13 protein-coding genes are annotated in these 14,581 nt (G+C 74.2%); 3 read left to right on the top strand and 10 right to left on the bottom strand.

Features of this window, described 5'->3' with window-relative positions; all coding sequences use genetic code 11:
* Positions 1-6 precede the first annotated feature (6 nt).
* On the bottom strand, positions 7-2,118 hold the full coding sequence (locus tag ACIBPC_RS03120; RefSeq protein ID WP_398840883.1) for an MMPL family transporter: 2,112 nt from the start codon (positions 2,116-2,118) through the stop codon (positions 7-9).
* Between the two features lie 388 nt (positions 2,119-2,506).
* Here ACIBPC_RS03120 and leuA point away from each other — a divergent pair, with 388 nt between their 5' ends.
* Both leuA and ACIBPC_RS03110 read left to right on the top strand, forming a co-directional pair.
* Positions 2,507-4,249, top strand: coding sequence for a 2-isopropylmalate synthase (leuA, locus tag ACIBPC_RS03115; RefSeq protein WP_362955806.1), 1,743 nt, complete (start codon positions 2,507-2,509; stop codon positions 4,247-4,249).
* Positions 4,250-4,380: 131 nt separating this feature from the next.
* Positions 4,381-5,031 carry a TerB family tellurite resistance protein gene (locus ACIBPC_RS03110; protein ID WP_362955803.1) on the top strand — a complete coding sequence of 217 codons (651 nt, stop codon included), beginning with the start codon at positions 4,381-4,383 and terminating at the stop codon, positions 5,029-5,031.
* Positions 5,032-5,049: 18 nt separating this feature from the next.
* Here the strand turns inward: ACIBPC_RS03110 and ACIBPC_RS03105 are convergent, their stop codons facing one another.
* On the bottom strand, positions 5,050-5,502 hold the full coding sequence (locus ACIBPC_RS03105; protein WP_398840881.1) for a winged helix-turn-helix transcriptional regulator: 453 nt from the start codon (positions 5,500-5,502) through the stop codon (positions 5,050-5,052).
* A 132-nt stretch (positions 5,503-5,634) separates the two neighbouring features.
* On the opposite strand from ACIBPC_RS03105, the gene ACIBPC_RS03100 reads away from it, so the two are divergent.
* Positions 5,635-6,558 (top strand): NADP-dependent oxidoreductase, encoded by a 924-nt coding sequence (locus ACIBPC_RS03100; protein ID WP_398840879.1) that lies wholly within the window; start codon positions 5,635-5,637, stop codon positions 6,556-6,558.
* Positions 6,559-7,382: 824 nt separating this feature from the next.
* Here the strand turns inward: ACIBPC_RS03100 and ACIBPC_RS03095 are convergent.
* The 8 genes from ACIBPC_RS03095 to ACIBPC_RS03060 form a co-directional block, all read right to left on the bottom strand.
* The gene (locus tag ACIBPC_RS03095) at positions 7,383-8,030 is read right to left on the bottom strand and encodes an SDR family NAD(P)-dependent oxidoreductase (protein WP_398841760.1); all 648 of its coding nucleotides are present in this window, start codon (positions 8,028-8,030) and stop codon (positions 7,383-7,385) included.
* Positions 8,031-8,156: 126 nt separating this feature from the next.
* Positions 8,157-9,104, bottom strand: a complete 948-nt coding sequence (gene era / locus ACIBPC_RS03090; protein WP_398840878.1) for a GTPase Era — start codon at positions 9,102-9,104, stop codon at positions 8,157-8,159.
* A complete protein-coding gene (locus ACIBPC_RS03085; RefSeq protein WP_362955788.1) occupies positions 9,101-9,463 on the bottom strand; it encodes a cytidine deaminase in 363 nt (120 codons plus the stop codon). Before ACIBPC_RS03085 ends, era begins: the two co-directional genes overlap by 4 nt.
* Positions 9,464-9,493: 30 nt before the next feature.
* Entirely contained in the window at positions 9,494-10,219 is a 726-nt protein-coding gene (locus ACIBPC_RS03080; protein WP_398840876.1) for a hypothetical protein, read from the bottom strand.
* Positions 10,220-10,304: 85 nt separating this feature from the next.
* Positions 10,305-11,636, bottom strand: a complete 1,332-nt coding sequence (locus tag ACIBPC_RS03075) for a hemolysin family protein (protein WP_362955784.1) — start codon at positions 11,634-11,636, stop codon at positions 10,305-10,307.
* On the bottom strand, positions 11,633-12,130 hold the full coding sequence (gene ybeY, locus ACIBPC_RS03070) for an rRNA maturation RNase YbeY (protein ID WP_362955781.1): 498 nt from the start codon (positions 12,128-12,130) through the stop codon (positions 11,633-11,635). The genes ACIBPC_RS03075 and ybeY overlap by 4 nt, the downstream gene beginning before the upstream one ends.
* A 12-nt stretch (positions 12,131-12,142) precedes the next feature.
* Positions 12,143-13,195, bottom strand: a complete 1,053-nt coding sequence (locus ACIBPC_RS03065) for a PhoH family protein (protein ID WP_362955778.1) — start codon at positions 13,193-13,195, stop codon at positions 12,143-12,145.
* A gap of 223 nt (positions 13,196-13,418) precedes the next feature.
* Positions 13,419-14,528, bottom strand: coding sequence for a PfkB family carbohydrate kinase (locus ACIBPC_RS03060; protein WP_398841758.1), 1,110 nt, complete (start codon positions 14,526-14,528; stop codon positions 13,419-13,421).
* Positions 14,529-14,581 lie beyond the last annotated feature (53 nt).

The raw sequence follows: 14,581 nt of genomic DNA, 5'->3' as shown, positions 1-14,581 counted from the left end.
GCGCCATCATCGGGCATCCGCCCCGCGGGAGAGCGGGCCGGGCCACCACACGCGGCGCCCCAGCAGCCAGGTCGCGGCGGTGATGATGTACGTGCGCACCAGGAACGTGTCCAGCAGCACGCCGACCGCCACCACGAAGCCCAGTTGGAACATCATCACCATCGGCATCGACATCAGGACGCCGAACGTCGCCGCGAGCACCACACCGGCCGACGCGATGACGCCGCCCGTCGTCCGCAGCGCCGTGAGCGCCGCCTGACGGGTCGCCAGCCCGCCCAGCGCCTCCTCGCGCATGCGGTGCATCAGGAAGATCCCGTAGTCCACGCCGAGCGCGACGCAGAAGACGAACGTGGTCAGCGGCACCGCCGGGTCCATCCCCTTGTAGCCGAAGACCGACTCGAACACGAGCGAGCCGAGCCCGAGCGCCGCCCCCCACGAGGCGACGACCGCCGCGAGCAGCAGCACCGGCGCGAGGACGCTGCGCAGCAGCGCCATCAGGATCAGCAGGACGACGCCGAGCACCAGCGGCAGGACGAGCGCCTGGTCCTCGGCGCTCGTGTCCGCGAGGTCGATCTGCTGGGCGGTCGAGCCGCCGACGACCGCCTCGGCGCCCTCGACGGCGTGCAGTGCGCCGCGCAGCGCCCCGATGGTCTCCTTCTCGCCGTCCGACTCGGGCGGCGCGGTGGCCCAGACGGCGATCTCCGTCCAGCCCTCCGCCGACCTGCCCTCCTCCACGCGGTCCACGCCCTCGGTGGCCCCGGCCGCCTCGGCGACCTCGGCGGCGTGGTCGGTCCTCGCCATGACGGCCAGCGGCTGCGTGCCGTGCCCGGGGTACGCGTCGGCGAGCCGCGTCATGACGCTGATCGACTCAGGGGTGTCGGTGAACGTGTCCTCGCTGCGGGGCGCGCCCGGCAGGTTCAGCGTGCCCAGGGCGAGCGCGCCCAGGAGCACGACGCCGCCGGTGAGGATGGCGACCGGGCGGCGGCTGACGGAGGAGCCCATGCGCGCGAACAGGGTGCGCCGCTCCCCCGCCGTCGGGTCGGGGCTGCCGTACCGGGGAATGAGCGGCCAGAAGACGCGGCGCCCGGTGAGCACGAGCAGCGCGGGCAGCAGCGTCGTCATGACCGCGAGGGACGACAGGACGGCCACGGCGCCGACGGGCCCGAGCCCCTTGCTGCTGTTGAGTCCGGCGGCGAGCAGGCACAGCAGCCCTGCGGCGACGGTGCCGGACGAGGCGAGCAGCGCGGGGCCGCAGCCGCGTACGGCGCGCAGCATCGCTTCCAGGGGTACGCGTTCCCGCCGCAGTTCCTCGCGGTAGCGGGCGGTCAGCAGCAGCGCGTAGTCAGTGCCGGCGCCGAAGACGAGGACCGTCATGACCGAGCTGCTCATGGTGGTGACGGTGATGTCGAAGGCCTGGGCCAGCGCGTACAGCAGGGCCATCGAGGAGACCGCCGCCACGCCGACCGACAGCAGCGGCAGCAGCCACAGGACGGGGCTGCGGTAGGTGATGACGAGCAGCAGCGCGACGATGAGCGCGGTCGCCATCATCAGCGTCGCGTCCGCCGACTCGAAGACGACGGCGTTGTCGTGCTGGAGCGCGCCCGCGCCGCCGACCTCGGCGGTGAGGCCGCCGGGGAGCCCGGCGTCGGCGCGCTCGCGTATGTCCTCCACGGCGTCCGAGCGCTCCTCGGAGCTGTCGAGGCCGTGCAGCGCCAGCGGGTACATCACGGTCGTGCCGTCCTCGGACGGTACGGCCGCGGGCTCCGCGCCGCCGGTGTCGTAGGCGGCGGCGACCTCGGCGGCCCGTTCGCCGGCCGTCGCCAGGTCGTCGGCGGTGAGGCCGCCGTCTCTGGCCCAGACGAGGATCACGTCCGTGGTCTCGCCGCCCGGCAGCAGCTCCTGGAGCCGGACGACCTGGGTCGAGTCGGCGCTGTCGGGCAGGTAGTCCACGCTCTCGTCGCGCGTGATGCCGCCGAGCTTCCCGGCGAACGGGAGGGCGAGCGCCAGGACCGCGACCCACAGGCCGATGACGGCCCAGGGCAGCAGGCGGCGGCGCCCGGCGGGCGGCGGTGCGGGCGGGGAGTCCGCGGGCGGGGTGTCGAGGGTCAGGGCCCCCATGGGTGGCCTCCAGGCTTTCCGGCAGAGGTTCGGGTCGTTCGGTGACGTGCCCCACCAGCCTTCCGGCGGGCGCCGCCCGTCGCGTCGCCCGCCGGACCGAGGTCGGCCGTACCGCCGGGGGCGGTGGGGAGCGCCCGTTACTCCCCCGGGAGTACGCCTGGCGCGTGCCGGGGCGCGCGGGTGTGGCGTGCGTCTCGGATGCTGATACGCGGCCTGAACGGGCCGGTGGCGGGGTTATGGTGGCTGAGCGATGCGTTTCGGGATGCTCCTCCTTAGCCGCCGCGGCGAGGGTCTGTAGTCGTAGGCCGACCCCCTCCCCGCGGAGTGCGGCGCTGCCGTCGGCCGTTTCCCGTCCGAGCCACCCCCCGCAAGGAGACCGTCGCCTCTCATGGGCACCAACACGCCGCTGACCACGGCCACCGCACGCCAGCAGCCCTCCGGCATGCCGATCCACAAGTACCGGCCGTACGAGGCCGTCGACATCCCCGACCGCACCTGGCCGGGCAACCGCGTCACCCGCGCGCCCCGCTGGCTGTCCACCGACCTGCGCGACGGCAACCAGGCCCTGATCGACCCGATGTCGCCGGTGCGCAAGCGGGCCATGTTCGACCTGCTGGTGCGCATGGGCTACAAGGAGATCGAGATCGGCTTCCCGGCGTCGGGCCGGACCGACTTCGACTTCGTCCGCTCGATCATCGAGGAGGACGCGATCCCGGAGGACGTCACGATCTCCGTGCTGACGCAGGCCCGCGAGGACCTGATCGAGCGGACCGTGGAGTCCCTGGTCGGCGCGCACCACGCGACCGTGCACCTCTACAACGCGACGGCGCCCGCGTTCCGCCGCATCGTCTTCCGCGGCGGGCGCGAGGACATCAAGGCCATCGCCGTGGACGGCACGCGCCTGGTGATGGAGTACGCGGAGAAGCTGCTGGACGACCGCACCGTCTTCGGCTACCAGTACAGCCCCGAGATCTTCACCGACACCGAGCTGGACTTCGCGCTGGAGGTCTGCGAGGGCGTCATGGACGTCTGGCAGCCCGCCGAGGGCCGCGAGATCATCCTGAACCTGCCGGCGACCGTCGAGCGCTCCACGCCGTCCACGCACGCCGACCGCTTCGAGTGGATGTCGCGGCACCTGTCGCGCCGCGAGTTCGTCTGCCTGTCCACGCACCCGCACAACGACCGGGGCACCGCCGTCGCCGCCGCCGAGCTGGCCGTCATGGCGGGCGCCGACCGCGTCGAGGGCTGCCTGTTCGGCCAGGGCGAGCGGACGGGCAACGTCGACCTGGTCACGCTGGGCATGAACCTGTTCTCGCAGGGCGTGGACCCGCAGATCGACTTCTCGCGGATCGACGAGGTGCGCAGGACCTGGGAGTACTGCAACCAGATGGAGGTCCACCCGCGCCACCCGTACGTGGGCGACCTGGTGTACACCTCGTTCTCCGGCTCGCACCAGGACGCGATCAAGAAGGGCTTCGAGGCGCAGCGCCCCGACGAGCCCTGGGAGGTCCCGTACCTGCCGATCGACCCGAAGGACGTCGGCCGCTCGTACGAGGCCGTGATCCGGGTGAACTCGCAGTCGGGCAAAGGGGGCGTCGCGTACGTCCTGAAGAACGACCACAAGCTGGACCTGCCGCGCCGGATGCAGGTGGAGTTCTCGAAGATCATCCAGGGGAGGACGGACGCCGAGGGCGGCGAGGTCACCCCGGCGCAGATCTGGGAGACGTTCACCGACGAGTACCTGCCCGCCGGTGAGGGCCAGGCGCACTGGGGCCGCGTCGCGCTGCGGGACGCGCAGGCGTCCACGACCAGCGAGGGCCAGGACGCGCTGACCGTCGAGGCCGTGGTGGACGGCGCCGACACCGTGCTGCGGGGTACGGGGAACGGGCCGCTCGCCGCGTTCTTCGACGCGCTGACGTCGGCGGGGGTCATCGGCGGGGACGGCGTGGACGTACGGCTGCTGGACTACGTCGAGCACACCATGAGCGCGGGCGCGGGCTCGCAGGCCGCCGCGTACATCGAGTGCGCGGTCGGTGACCGCGTGCTGTGGGGCGTCGGGATCGACGCGAACATCGTGCGCGCCTCGCTGAAGGCGGTCGTCTCGGCCGTCAACAGGGCCACGCGCGCCTGACGACCCGGCGCCCGCGCGCCGTTCCACGGGCCCGGTGGCCGGTTTGTGCCGACGCACTACTGACGCCGGGCCCGTGGTGTGGTTAACATCACGCCCACGGCGATGTTGCCGGTGGGTAACGGAGGTACGGCGTGGTGCACTCCAGCGGGGTGAAAGTGGCGGGGGTCCGCACGGCCTGGCGCGTGGTCGACGACGGTGATTTCTGGTGCGCGAGCTGCGGCGGGGACCGTTGTTACCAGCGGATGACGGGCAAGCGGCGCTTCACGCTGCTGGGCGTACCGCTGCTGCCGCGCGGCGCGGTGGAGCCCGTCGTGGAGTGCGTGTCGTGCCGGACGCACCACCCCGTGGCGGCGCTGGACCAGCCCACGACGACCCGGCTGGCCGGTCTGCTGCGGGACGCGGTGCACTCGGTCGCCCTGATGATGCTCGCGGCGGGCGGCGACGAGGCCGCCGCGCGGCGCACGGCCGTCGAGACGGTGCGGGCCGCCGGTTTCGCCGAGTGCACGGAGGAGCGGCTGCTGACGCTCCAGGCGGCGCTGAGCTGCCGCCAGTCGCCGCTGATGGACCACGAGGTGCACGAGACGCTGGGCGCGCTCGCCCCGCACCTGGCGGGCCCCGGGCGGCGGACGCTGGTGTTCCAGGGCGCGCGGATCGCGCTCGCGGACGGCCCCTACCGCGCGGCGGAGCGCTCGGCGCTCGGCACGATCGGCGCCGCCCTCGGCCTCTCCGCGGCCGAGACGGCCGTCCTCCTCACCGAGGCCGCGACCGCCGCCTCGAACTGACGCGGCGCCCGGGGCGTTTCAGCGGGCGGTGTCGGCCCGGCCCTGGTCGTAGCCGTCGCGGTGGGCCAGGACCTCACCCATGTGGCCCTCGGCCCACTCCTTGATCCCCAGCATGACGCCCTGGAGCGAGCCGCCGAGCGCGGTCAGCTCGTACGTGACGGTGACGGGCACGGTGGGCGTCACGGTCCTGGTCACGATGCCGTCGCGCTCCAGCGAGCGCAGCGTCTGCGTGAGCATCTTCTGGCTCACGCCCGAGATCCGGCGCGCCAGTTCGGAGAAGCGCATGGGTCGCGGTCCGGCGCCGGGGACCACCCCGGGCCCCGGGCCGTCGCCGCCCAGCGCGGCGAGCACGAGGGCGACCCACTTGTCGGAGATGCGCTCCAGGAGCTGGCGGCTGGGACACATCGCGAGGAACGCGTCGTACTCCGCCTTGGCCACGGCCTTCCGCTCGGACGCGGTGCTGGTCGCCACGGGTGATCTCCTCCGGTCGGTGACTTAGGCACTTCAAGGTGCCTACTTCCCCCGGGTAACCGGGTGCCTCCATGGTGGTCCTGCAACCACCGCGAAGGCAACACCGCCTCGCCGGAGCTTCAGGAGAAGAAGATGACGACCCAGCAGCAGACGTACCGGCAGGCCGTGGTCCGCGTCCCGTCCGGGCCCCGTTCGGTCGAGATCGCCGACGTCCCGCCGGTCGAGCCGGGTCCCGGGGAGGTCCGCGTCAGGATCGCGGGCGCGGCGGTCAACCCGGTCGACCTGGGCGTGGCCGGGGGCGTGTTCCACCGGCTCGGCATGGTCAACCAGCCGGAACACACCGGTCTCGGCTGGGACTTCGCCGGGACCGTCGACGCCGCGGGACCGGACGCCGGGCTGACGGTCGGCACCCGTGTCGCCGGATTCGTCGACGGCTTCGACCGCGCCCACGGCTCCCACGCCGAACTCCTCGTCGTCCCCGCCGCGGACGTCGCCGTCGTCCCGGACGGCGTGGACCTGGTCGAGGCGGCGACCGTGCCGCTCAACGCCACCGCCGCGGCCATGATCGTCGACCTCCTCGGCGCGGCGCCCGAGGGGGGCGGGCGGCTGCTGGTGACCGGCGCCGCCGGTGCGGTGGGCCCGCACGTCGCCGTGCTCGCCAGGGACCGCGGCTGGGAGGTGACCGGGATGGCCAGGGCGGCCGACGAGGCGTTCGTCCGCGGCCTGGGCGCGGGCTTCACCACCGGGCCGGGCGAGGGCTGGGACGCCGTCGCCGACGCGGGGGCCCTCCAGGAACGCGCCCTGGCGGCGGTGCGCGACGGCGGCCGTTTCGTCGGCGTGCAGCCGGCGGCGCGGCTCCCCGAGGAGCGCGGCGTCAGCGTGGAGGTGGTGTTCGCCCGCCCCGACGGCGAGCTGCTCACCCGGCTGCTCGCACGCGTGGCGAAGGGGGACCTCCCGGCGCGCGTCCACGCCGTCGTACCGCTCGCCGAGGCGGCCGGCGCCTACCAGGCGATGACCGAGGGCGGGGTCCGCGGCCGGATCGTCCTCGTCCCGTGACGGCACGGCGCCGCCCCGCGCCCGGAAAGTGAGGCGCGGGGCCTGCGCGCCCCGGCCGATGCCCGACGGAGAACCACGGCGGCCTCCCCGGGCGGGCACGAAGGGGACGCGCGGCAGCCGGTGCCGGGTCACGCCGCACCACCACACCTCGGCCGGGCGTGCACCACGCCCAGCACGGCCCACGTCCCGACGGACCGGCGCGAAGGGGATGCGCGGCAGCCGGTGCCGGGGTGCCCGCCCCCGCGCCAGTCCCCGGGGGCGCGTCAGCCGCCACGGCACCGCGCCGCACCATCGCGCGACCCGGTCAGTGCCCGGCGGGGAACCACCGGGCCGCCCCGGCCGCCTGCTCCACGCGGCCCTGGTCCCGACAGGCGGGCGCGAAGGGGGCACGCGAAAGCCGGTACCGCGCCACCGCCCTCACCACGACGACCGCGCGCCGGTACCCGGAACCGCGTCACCACACCGCCCGCCCACAGCCGGACACGCACCACGCCCGGCACGAAGGGAACGCGCGAAAGCCGGTGCCGGAGTCACCGGCCTCACGCCAGTGCCCGCCACGACGGCCGCGCGTCGGTATCCCGAACCGCGTCGCCACGCCGCCCGCCCGCGGCCGGGCACGTACCGCGCGCAGGCAGCGGCCCCCGGTCCGCCGCTGTCCGGCACGCCCGCCGCGTCCCTGGCGGGCGTGCCGGCACGCGGACGCGCGATCCCTTCCCGTGCGGCCAGGGTCAGAAAACTGGCCCGTGGGCGGGTGTTTCGGGGACGCGGACAGGCGCGCCGCGCCGTCCGCGGGCCGGGGCTCTCCCCTCTCACCGGCGGCGTGTTCAGGCGTCGCCGGAGTGCACGGCCTCGTGCGTCCACCGCCCGCGCGGTTCGGTGTGCAGCCGCCAGTAGTGGGCGGCGATGTCGTCGGGGTCGAACGCCGTGCCGGGCGCGACCGGGCCGTCCACGCGGATGCTCGCCGCGTGCACCCCCGCCGGGCCGTACGTGCCGTCGAGCAGCGACACCAGCGCCCGTACGCCCGCCTTGCCCAGCGACAGGCTGGCGTACTCCGGCTTCGCCTTCGGCATGCCACTGGTGACGAGGAACGAGCCGCTGCCCCGCTCCGCCATCGCGGGCGCGAGGTGCGCGGCGGTGACGAGGGCGCCGCCCACGTTGACCGCCCACGCGTCGAGGTGCTCGCGCAGCGACAGGTCGCCGATGGCGTCGGGCCGGATGAGCGCCGCGTTGTAGACGACGGTGTGCGGCGTCCCCAGCGCGCCGGTGAGGCTGTCGAGCGCGGCGCGCAGGGCGGTCTCGTCGGTGGCGTCCGCCGTGGCCGTCGCGACCGGGCCGCCGCCGAGGCCCCCGAGAGCGGCGGCGGTGTCCCGTACGGTCTCCGCGCGCCGCGCGACGAGGCCGACGGCGTACCCCTCCCGCGCGAAGCGGCGGGCCACCGCCAGGCCGATGCCGGGACCGGCCCCGACGACGATCGCGCTGGGTGCGGGCGGCGGTGCTGCGGACATGGCGGGCTCCTCAGGGGGCGCGTGCGGCGGACACGCGCACCGTAAGGGCTGACACCGGTGTGAAGGTCAAGCGCCCGGCGTGCCGGGTGTCCGTCAGAAGCCCAGCTTGCGCAGCTGCTTCGGGTCGCGCTGCCAGTCCTTGGCGACCTTCACGTGCAGGTCGAGGTAGACGGGCGTGCCGAGCAGGGCCTCGATCTGGCGGCGCGCCTTGGTGCCGACGTCCCGCAGCCGCTGGCCCTTGGGGCCGATGACGATGCCCTTCTGGCTGGTGCGCTCGATGTAGAGGAACGCGTGGATGTCCAGCAGCGGCCGGTCGGCGGGGCGGTCCTCGCGCGGCAGCATCTCCTCCACGACCACGGCGATGGAGTGCGGCAGCTCGTCCCGCACGCCCTCCAGGGCCGCCTCGCGGATCAGCTCGGCGATCATGACCTGCTCCGGCTCGTCCGTGAGGTCGCCCTCCGGGTAGAGCGGCGGGCCCTCGGGCAGCAGCGGCACGAGCAGGTCGGCGACCAGGTCCACCTGGCGGCCCGCGACCGCCGAGACCGGCACGATCTCGGCGAACTCGAACCCGGCCTCCTTGCCCAGCTGGTCGACGGCGATCAGCTGCTCGGCGAGCGCGTCGCCCTGCACGAGGTCGGTCTTGGTGACCAGCGCGATCTTCGGCGTGCGCTTGATCGCCGCCAGCTCCTTGGCGATGAAGCGGTCGCCGGGGCCGACCTTCTCGTTCGCGGGCAGGCAGAAGCCGATCACGTCCACCTCGGCCCAGGTGGTGCGCACGACGTCGTTGAGGCGCTGGCCGAGGAGCGTGCGCGGGCGGTGGAGGCCCGGGGTGTCCACGAGGACGAGCTGCGCGTCGGGGCGGTGCACGATGCCGCGCACCGAGTGGCGCGTGGTCTGCGGCCGGTTGGAGGTGATGGCGACCTTGGTGCCGACGAGGGCGTTGGTCAGCGTGGACTTGCCCGCGTTGGGCCGGCCGACGAAGCAGGCGAAGCCGGAGCGGTGGACGGGCGCGGGGCTGCTGGGGGTGCGGGGGCTGCTCATGACGCCGGGATCGTCGCACGAAGGGTGCCGTCGGGGCCAGCCAGCAGCACGGGGGTGCCGGGGCCGCCGAGGTCGCGGACCGCCGCGAGGTCGTCGGCGGGCAGCGCGTCGGCGCCGCTGACGACGGCGGCGGCCTCCAGGGTGTCGGCGCCGCTGGCGACCGCCATCGCGACGGCGGTGCGCAGCGCGCTCAGCCGCAGCGAGTCGAGGGCGACCGTGGAGGCGGCGTACGTGCGTCCCGTGCCGTCGCGGACGGCGGCGCCCTCGGGGACCTGGTTGCGGGCGCGGGCGCTGCGCGCGAGGGTGATGATCTTGCGGTCCTCGGGGTCGAGGGGGGCGGCCTCGGGGGCTTCACTCATACGGACGAGCCTATGCCCTGGCGCGGGTGGTCACAGCCGCGTGGTGCCCGGCTGGTCGGGGGGCGGCGCGGGGTCCTCGCCCCCGGCGACCTGCTCCAGCTTCTCCACGGCGCGGTCGGCTATGGGCTCCAGGGAGTCCGTGCCCCGGTCGTCGCGCCCGGCCTGGGCGACGCGCAGCACCTGGGCGCCGACCCGCGCGATCACCACGTCCGCCACCACGGGCGTACGGTCGCGGGCGCCCTCGACGCGCCGTTCGAAGCGCAGGGCGGCGCTCTCCTCGCCGAGGGACTTGACGCCGGGCCCGTCGGCTTCGTCGGCGCCGTCGTACGCCACGGTGACCGTGCCGCGCCCGGGGCCCTCGCGGGTGTGGAACGTCCTGCACTCGGCCGCCGTGCGCGCGAAGGCGGTGACGGCGGCGTGGGCCGCGTCCTCGCTCTCGTGCGCGGCGAGCACGGTGGTGACGAACGGGCCGCTCTCCGACTTGGCGAACCCGGCGCGCGCCGCCGTCTTCTCGGTGCTGTCGAACAGGGCGCGGCAGGACCGTTCCTGCGGCTTTGGCACGCCGAAGCCGCGTTCCTTCGCCGAGCGCGCGCTGTCCCCGGCCCAGCCCTCGGGGAAGTCCATCGTGTCCAGCAGCGCCGTCCGCAGCCGCCGCTCCGGCAGCACGTCGGTGCCGACGGACGGGTCGGCGGGCAGCAGGGTCAGTCCCAGCAGGGCGACCCCGGTGACGGCCGCGGCCCTCAGATGCGTGTACATGACTTCCATGGCGCCATCCGGAGGACGGCACGGCCACGCGCGGCCGACCATTCGGGTGACCGCGCGTGGGGGTGCCGGACCGGGCCTACGACTCGGGGAACGACTCCGCCGGGTCCGGTGCCAGGGGTTCCACGAGGACGCGGTCGATGCGGTTGCGGCGCCCGGCGGTGGACTCGGCGGTCAGGCGCAGCGCCGAGGGCAGCGTGCCCTGGTGGTGCGGCGCGGCCTGCTCCGGGGCGATGTCCACCGTGGCGGACGCGCCGGGGATCGGGACGCGGCCGAGCGCCTTGGCCAGCAGGCCGCCGACGGTCTCGACGTCCTCGTCGTCCAGCAGCAGGCCGTACAGCTCGCCGAGCGCGCCGATGTCGAGCCTGGCGGTGACGCGGCGCGCGCCGTCCTCCAGTTCCTCGACGGGCGGCAGCTCGGTGTCGTACTCGTCGGTGATCTCGCCGACGATCTCCTCCAGGATGTCCTCGATGGTGACGAGGCCCGCCGTGCCGCCGTACTCGTCGATGACGACGGCGACGTGGCTGTGGTCGCGCTGCATCTCGCGCAGGAGGTCGCCCGCGTTCTTCGTGTCGGGCACGAAGGTGGCGGGCCTGGCGACGGTCTCCACCAGGCGCGTCTCGGCCTCGCGGCTGACGTGCACCCGCCGGGCGAGGTCCTTGAGGTAGACGATGCCGATGATGTCGTCGTCGCTCTCGCCGGTGACGGGGATGCGGGAGAAGCCGGACCGCAGGGCGAGGGTGAGGCCCTGGCGGAGCGTCTTGTGCCGGTCTATGGACACCAGGTCGGTGCGCGGCACCATCACCTCGCGGACCAGGGTGTCGCCCAGTTCGAAGACGGAGTGGACCATGCGGCGTTCGTCGTCCTCGATCAGCGACTCGCGCTCGGCGAGGTCCACGAGGGCGCGCAGCTCCGCCTCGGAGGCGAACGGGCCGCGCCGGAAGCCCTTGCCCGGCGTGAGCGCGTTGCCCAGGATGATCAGGAACTGGGTGAGCGGGCCCAGGACGCGGGCCAGCGGCACCAGGACGTACGAGGCGGCGGTGGCCGTCGCCAGGGGGTGCTGGCGTCCGATGGTGCGGGGCGAGACGCCGACCGCGACGAACGACAGCAGCACCATGGCGGCGAAGGCCACCAGCAGCGCCTCCCAGACCTCGGCGAACTCCTGGAGGCAGGCGTGCGCGACGAGGACGGCGGCGGCCATCTCCCCGCAGATGCGCAGGAGGAGTGCCAGGTTGAGGTAGCGGGTGGAGTCGGCGGCGATGACGGCCAGGCGGGGCGCGCCGCGGCGGCCCGCCCGTTCGGCCTCGTCGGCGCGGTAGGCGGTGATCATCGCGATCCCCGCCTCCGCGCAGGAGGACAGCCAGGCCAGCACCAGCAGGCCGACGACGGACAGGAGCAGGGTGGCGGTCATGTGGTGGTGGGGGCGGGGGACGGTCCGGACAGGCCGCGCTCGTCGCGCCAGCCGTCCACGATGGCCTTCTGCAGGCCGAACATCTCGGCCTTCTCACCTGGCTCCTCGTGGTCGTACCCGAGGAGGTGGAGGACGCCGTGCACGGTGAGGAGCTGCAGTTCGGCGTCCATGGAGTGTGTGGTCGGCGCGTCGGCGCCCTGGGTGCGCGCCACCTCGGGGCACAGGACGACGTCGCCGAGGAGTCCCTGCACGGGCTCCTCGTCGTCCTTCGCGGGGGGGCGCAGCTCGTCCATCGGGAAGGACATCACGTCGGTGGGTCCTGGCAGCTCCATCCACTGGAGATGGAGCTGCTCCATGGCCTCCGAGTCGACCGCGATGACGGAGAGTTCCGACAGCGGGTGGATGCGCATCCGGGCCAGGGTGTAGCGCGCGATGTCGAGCAGGGCCTGTTCGTCGATGTCCAGGCCGGACTCGTTGTTGACCTCGATCGCCATGGTGGTGAGCGGCTACTTTCCGGTCCTGTCGGATCTGTCTGTCCTGCCGGGCCTGGCGGTCCTGCCGGACTCCTCGGCGCGGTCGAAGCGGTCGTACGCGTCCACGATGCGGCCGACCAGCTTGTGCCGGACGACGTCCTGGCTGGTGAGGCGCGAGAAGTGGACGTCGTCCACGCCGTCGAGGATGTCCTGGACCTGGCGCAGGCCGCTCTTGCCGCCGGGCAGGTCGACCTGGGTGACGTCGCCGGTGATGACGATCTTCGACTCGAAGCCGAGGCGGGTGAGGAACATCTTCATCTGCTCGGGGTTCGTGTTCTGCGCCTCGTCCAGGATGATGAACGCGTCGTTGAGCGTCCGTCCGCGCATGTACGCCAGCGGCGCGACCTCGATGGTCCCGGCGCTGAGGAGGCGCGGGATGGAGTCGGGGTCGAGCATGTCGTGCAGGGCGTCGTACAGGGGGCGCAGGTACGGGTCGATCTTCTCGTAGAGCGTGCCCGGCAGGAAGCCGAGGCGCTCGCCCGCCTCCACGGCGGGGCGGGTGAGGATGATCCGGTTGACGCGCTTGGACTGCAGCGCCTGCACGGCCTTGGCCATGGCGAGGTAGGTCTTGCCGGTGCCCGCCGGGCCGATGCCGAAGACGATGGTGTGCGTGTCGATGGCGTCGACGTACCGCTTCTGGTTGAGCGTCTTGGGGCGGATGGTCTTGCCGCGGTTGGACAGGATGTTCTGCGTCAGCACCTGCGCGGGGCTGGTGCCCTCGGCGCCGCGGAGCATCGCGATGGAGCGTTCGACGGCGTCCTCGGTGAGCGGCTGGCCGGTCCGCAGGACGAGCATCATCTCGTCGAACAGACGCTGGACCAGGGCGACTTCCGCCTGGTCGCCGGTGGCGCGGATCTCGTTGCCCCGGACGTGGATGTCGGTGGCGGGGAAGGCTTCCTCGATCACGCGCAGCAGCGCGTCGCCCGAGCCCAGGACCGTGACCATGGGGTGCTTGGCGGGGACGGTGAACCGGGCGGTCGCCTCGGCGGCGCCGGCCGCCGGCTGGTGTGTGGGTGTCTGCGTCATGGGTGGCCGCGGGACCGGCCTGCTCATCCCTCTCTGCACTGGTCTGCACGAACTGCGCCGGATGTGCCCGGCGCCGGAGCGCCGGGGGCCTCCAGGGTACGACGCGGGGCCCGTGGTGCCACAGGGAAAATACTCACGAAAGCCTTACGGAGGGCGATCGCACCTGTTCCCCGCGGCATCGACACGCCGGGCGGGCGCGCCGTTCCCCCGGGGCACTCCCGCGTCACCCCCGGAAGCCGAGCGTCGGGACGGCCCTGCGGCGCGGCCAGCCGGGCGCGGGTCCCGGCAGCAGGTCGGCCAGGAAGGCGTAGCGCCGCAGTTCGCGGTCATAGCCGTCGTCGCCCGGGGGCGACGAGCAGACGTACCGCCACCAGGCCGCGACCTCGCGCCAGCCGGGCGCCGACAGGGAGCCGCCGAACTCCTGGACGGACAGCGCCGCCGTCAGCCCGGCGAGCGCGAGCCGGTCGGCGAGCGGCCATCCGGCGAGCGTCCCGGCGACGAACCCGGCGGTGAACACGTCCCCCGCGCCGGTCGTGTCCAGCGCCTCCACGACGATGCCGGGCACCTCGGCGGTCTCGCCGGTCCTGCCGTCCGCCGCGTAGGCCCCGTCGGCGCCCATGGTGACGACGGCGAGCGGCACGACCTCGGTCAGCGCCCGCGCGGCGGCGCGCGGGCAGTCGGCGCGGGTGTAGCGCATGGCCTCGGCGGCGTTGGGCAGGAACGCCTCGCAGTGCGCCAGGTCGGGCAGTGCGGCGAGGTCCCAGGAGCCGGTGTCGTCCCAGCCGACGTCGGCGAAGACCAACGCGCCGCCGCGCGCGGCCCGCGCGATCCACTCCTGGGGGTGCCCCGGCCGCAGGGAGGCGACGCACGAGCGCGCGCCGGGCGCGGCCCCGGGGCCGTAGGGCGGGGTGTCCCAGCCGGACGGCGCGTCGTGGCCGTGCGTGACCATGGTGCGTTCGCCCTCGTAGGCCATGGAGACGGTGACCGGCGAGTGCCAGCCGGGCACCATGCGGGAGCGCGACAGGTCGATGCCCTCACCGCGCTCCAGGGTCTCCCAGCAGTACTCGCCGTACTTGTCGTCGCCGAACGCGGCGGCGAGCGACGTGCGCAGGCCGAGGCGCGCGAGGGCCGCCGCCATGTTGGCCACGCCGCCGGGGCTCGACCCCATGCCGCTGGCCCACGTCTCGCTGCCGCGCACGGGGGCGGTGCGCAGGCCGGTGAAGACGATGTCGAGGAAGACCGTCCCGGTGAGGAAGACGTCGACGGCGGGCGCGTCCGGGGTGCGCAGGGCGGCCAGCGGGTCGAAGCCCGCGCAGGGCCGCGGGGTGTGCATGTGGTCGAGGCCCGCGTACGGGCCGGGGTTCCCGTCGGTCATGCCGTGCTCCC

This window comes from Streptomyces sp. NPDC049879 (assembly GCF_044461265.1).
GTDB lineage: Bacteria > Actinomycetota > Actinomycetes > Streptomycetales > Streptomycetaceae > Streptomyces.
The sequence above is the reverse complement of the archived record's forward strand: the minus strand, read 5'-3'. Positions and strand labels throughout refer to the sequence as shown.

Coding starts and splice junctions, on each gene's coding strand:
- ACIBPC_RS03120 (WP_398840883.1), bottom strand. CDS start 2,118: ATGGGGGCCCTGACCCTCGACACCCCGCCCGCGGACTCCCCGCCCGCA.
- leuA (WP_362955806.1), top strand. CDS start 2,507: ATGGGCACCAACACGCCGCTGACCACGGCCACCGCACGCCAGCAGCCC.
- ACIBPC_RS03100 (WP_398840879.1), top strand. CDS start 5,635: ATGACGACCCAGCAGCAGACGTACCGGCAGGCCGTGGTCCGCGTCCCG.
- era (WP_398840878.1), bottom strand. CDS start 9,104: ATGAGCAGCCCCCGCACCCCCAGCAGCCCCGCGCCCGTCCACCGCTCC.
- ACIBPC_RS03085 (WP_362955788.1), bottom strand. CDS start 9,463: ATGAGTGAAGCCCCCGAGGCCGCCCCCCTCGACCCCGAGGACCGCAAG.
- ACIBPC_RS03080 (WP_398840876.1), bottom strand. CDS start 10,219: ATGTACACGCATCTGAGGGCCGCGGCCGTCACCGGGGTCGCCCTGCTG.
- ACIBPC_RS03075 (WP_362955784.1), bottom strand. CDS start 11,636: ATGACCGCCACCCTGCTCCTGTCCGTCGTCGGCCTGCTGGTGCTGGCC.
- ybeY (WP_362955781.1), bottom strand. CDS start 12,130: ATGGCGATCGAGGTCAACAACGAGTCCGGCCTGGACATCGACGAACAG.
- ACIBPC_RS03065 (WP_362955778.1), bottom strand. CDS start 13,195: ATGACGCAGACACCCACACACCAGCCGGCGGCCGGCGCCGCCGAGGCG.
- ACIBPC_RS03060 (WP_398841758.1), bottom strand. CDS start 14,528: ATGCACACCCCGCGGCCCTGCGCGGGCTTCGACCCGCTGGCCGCCCTG.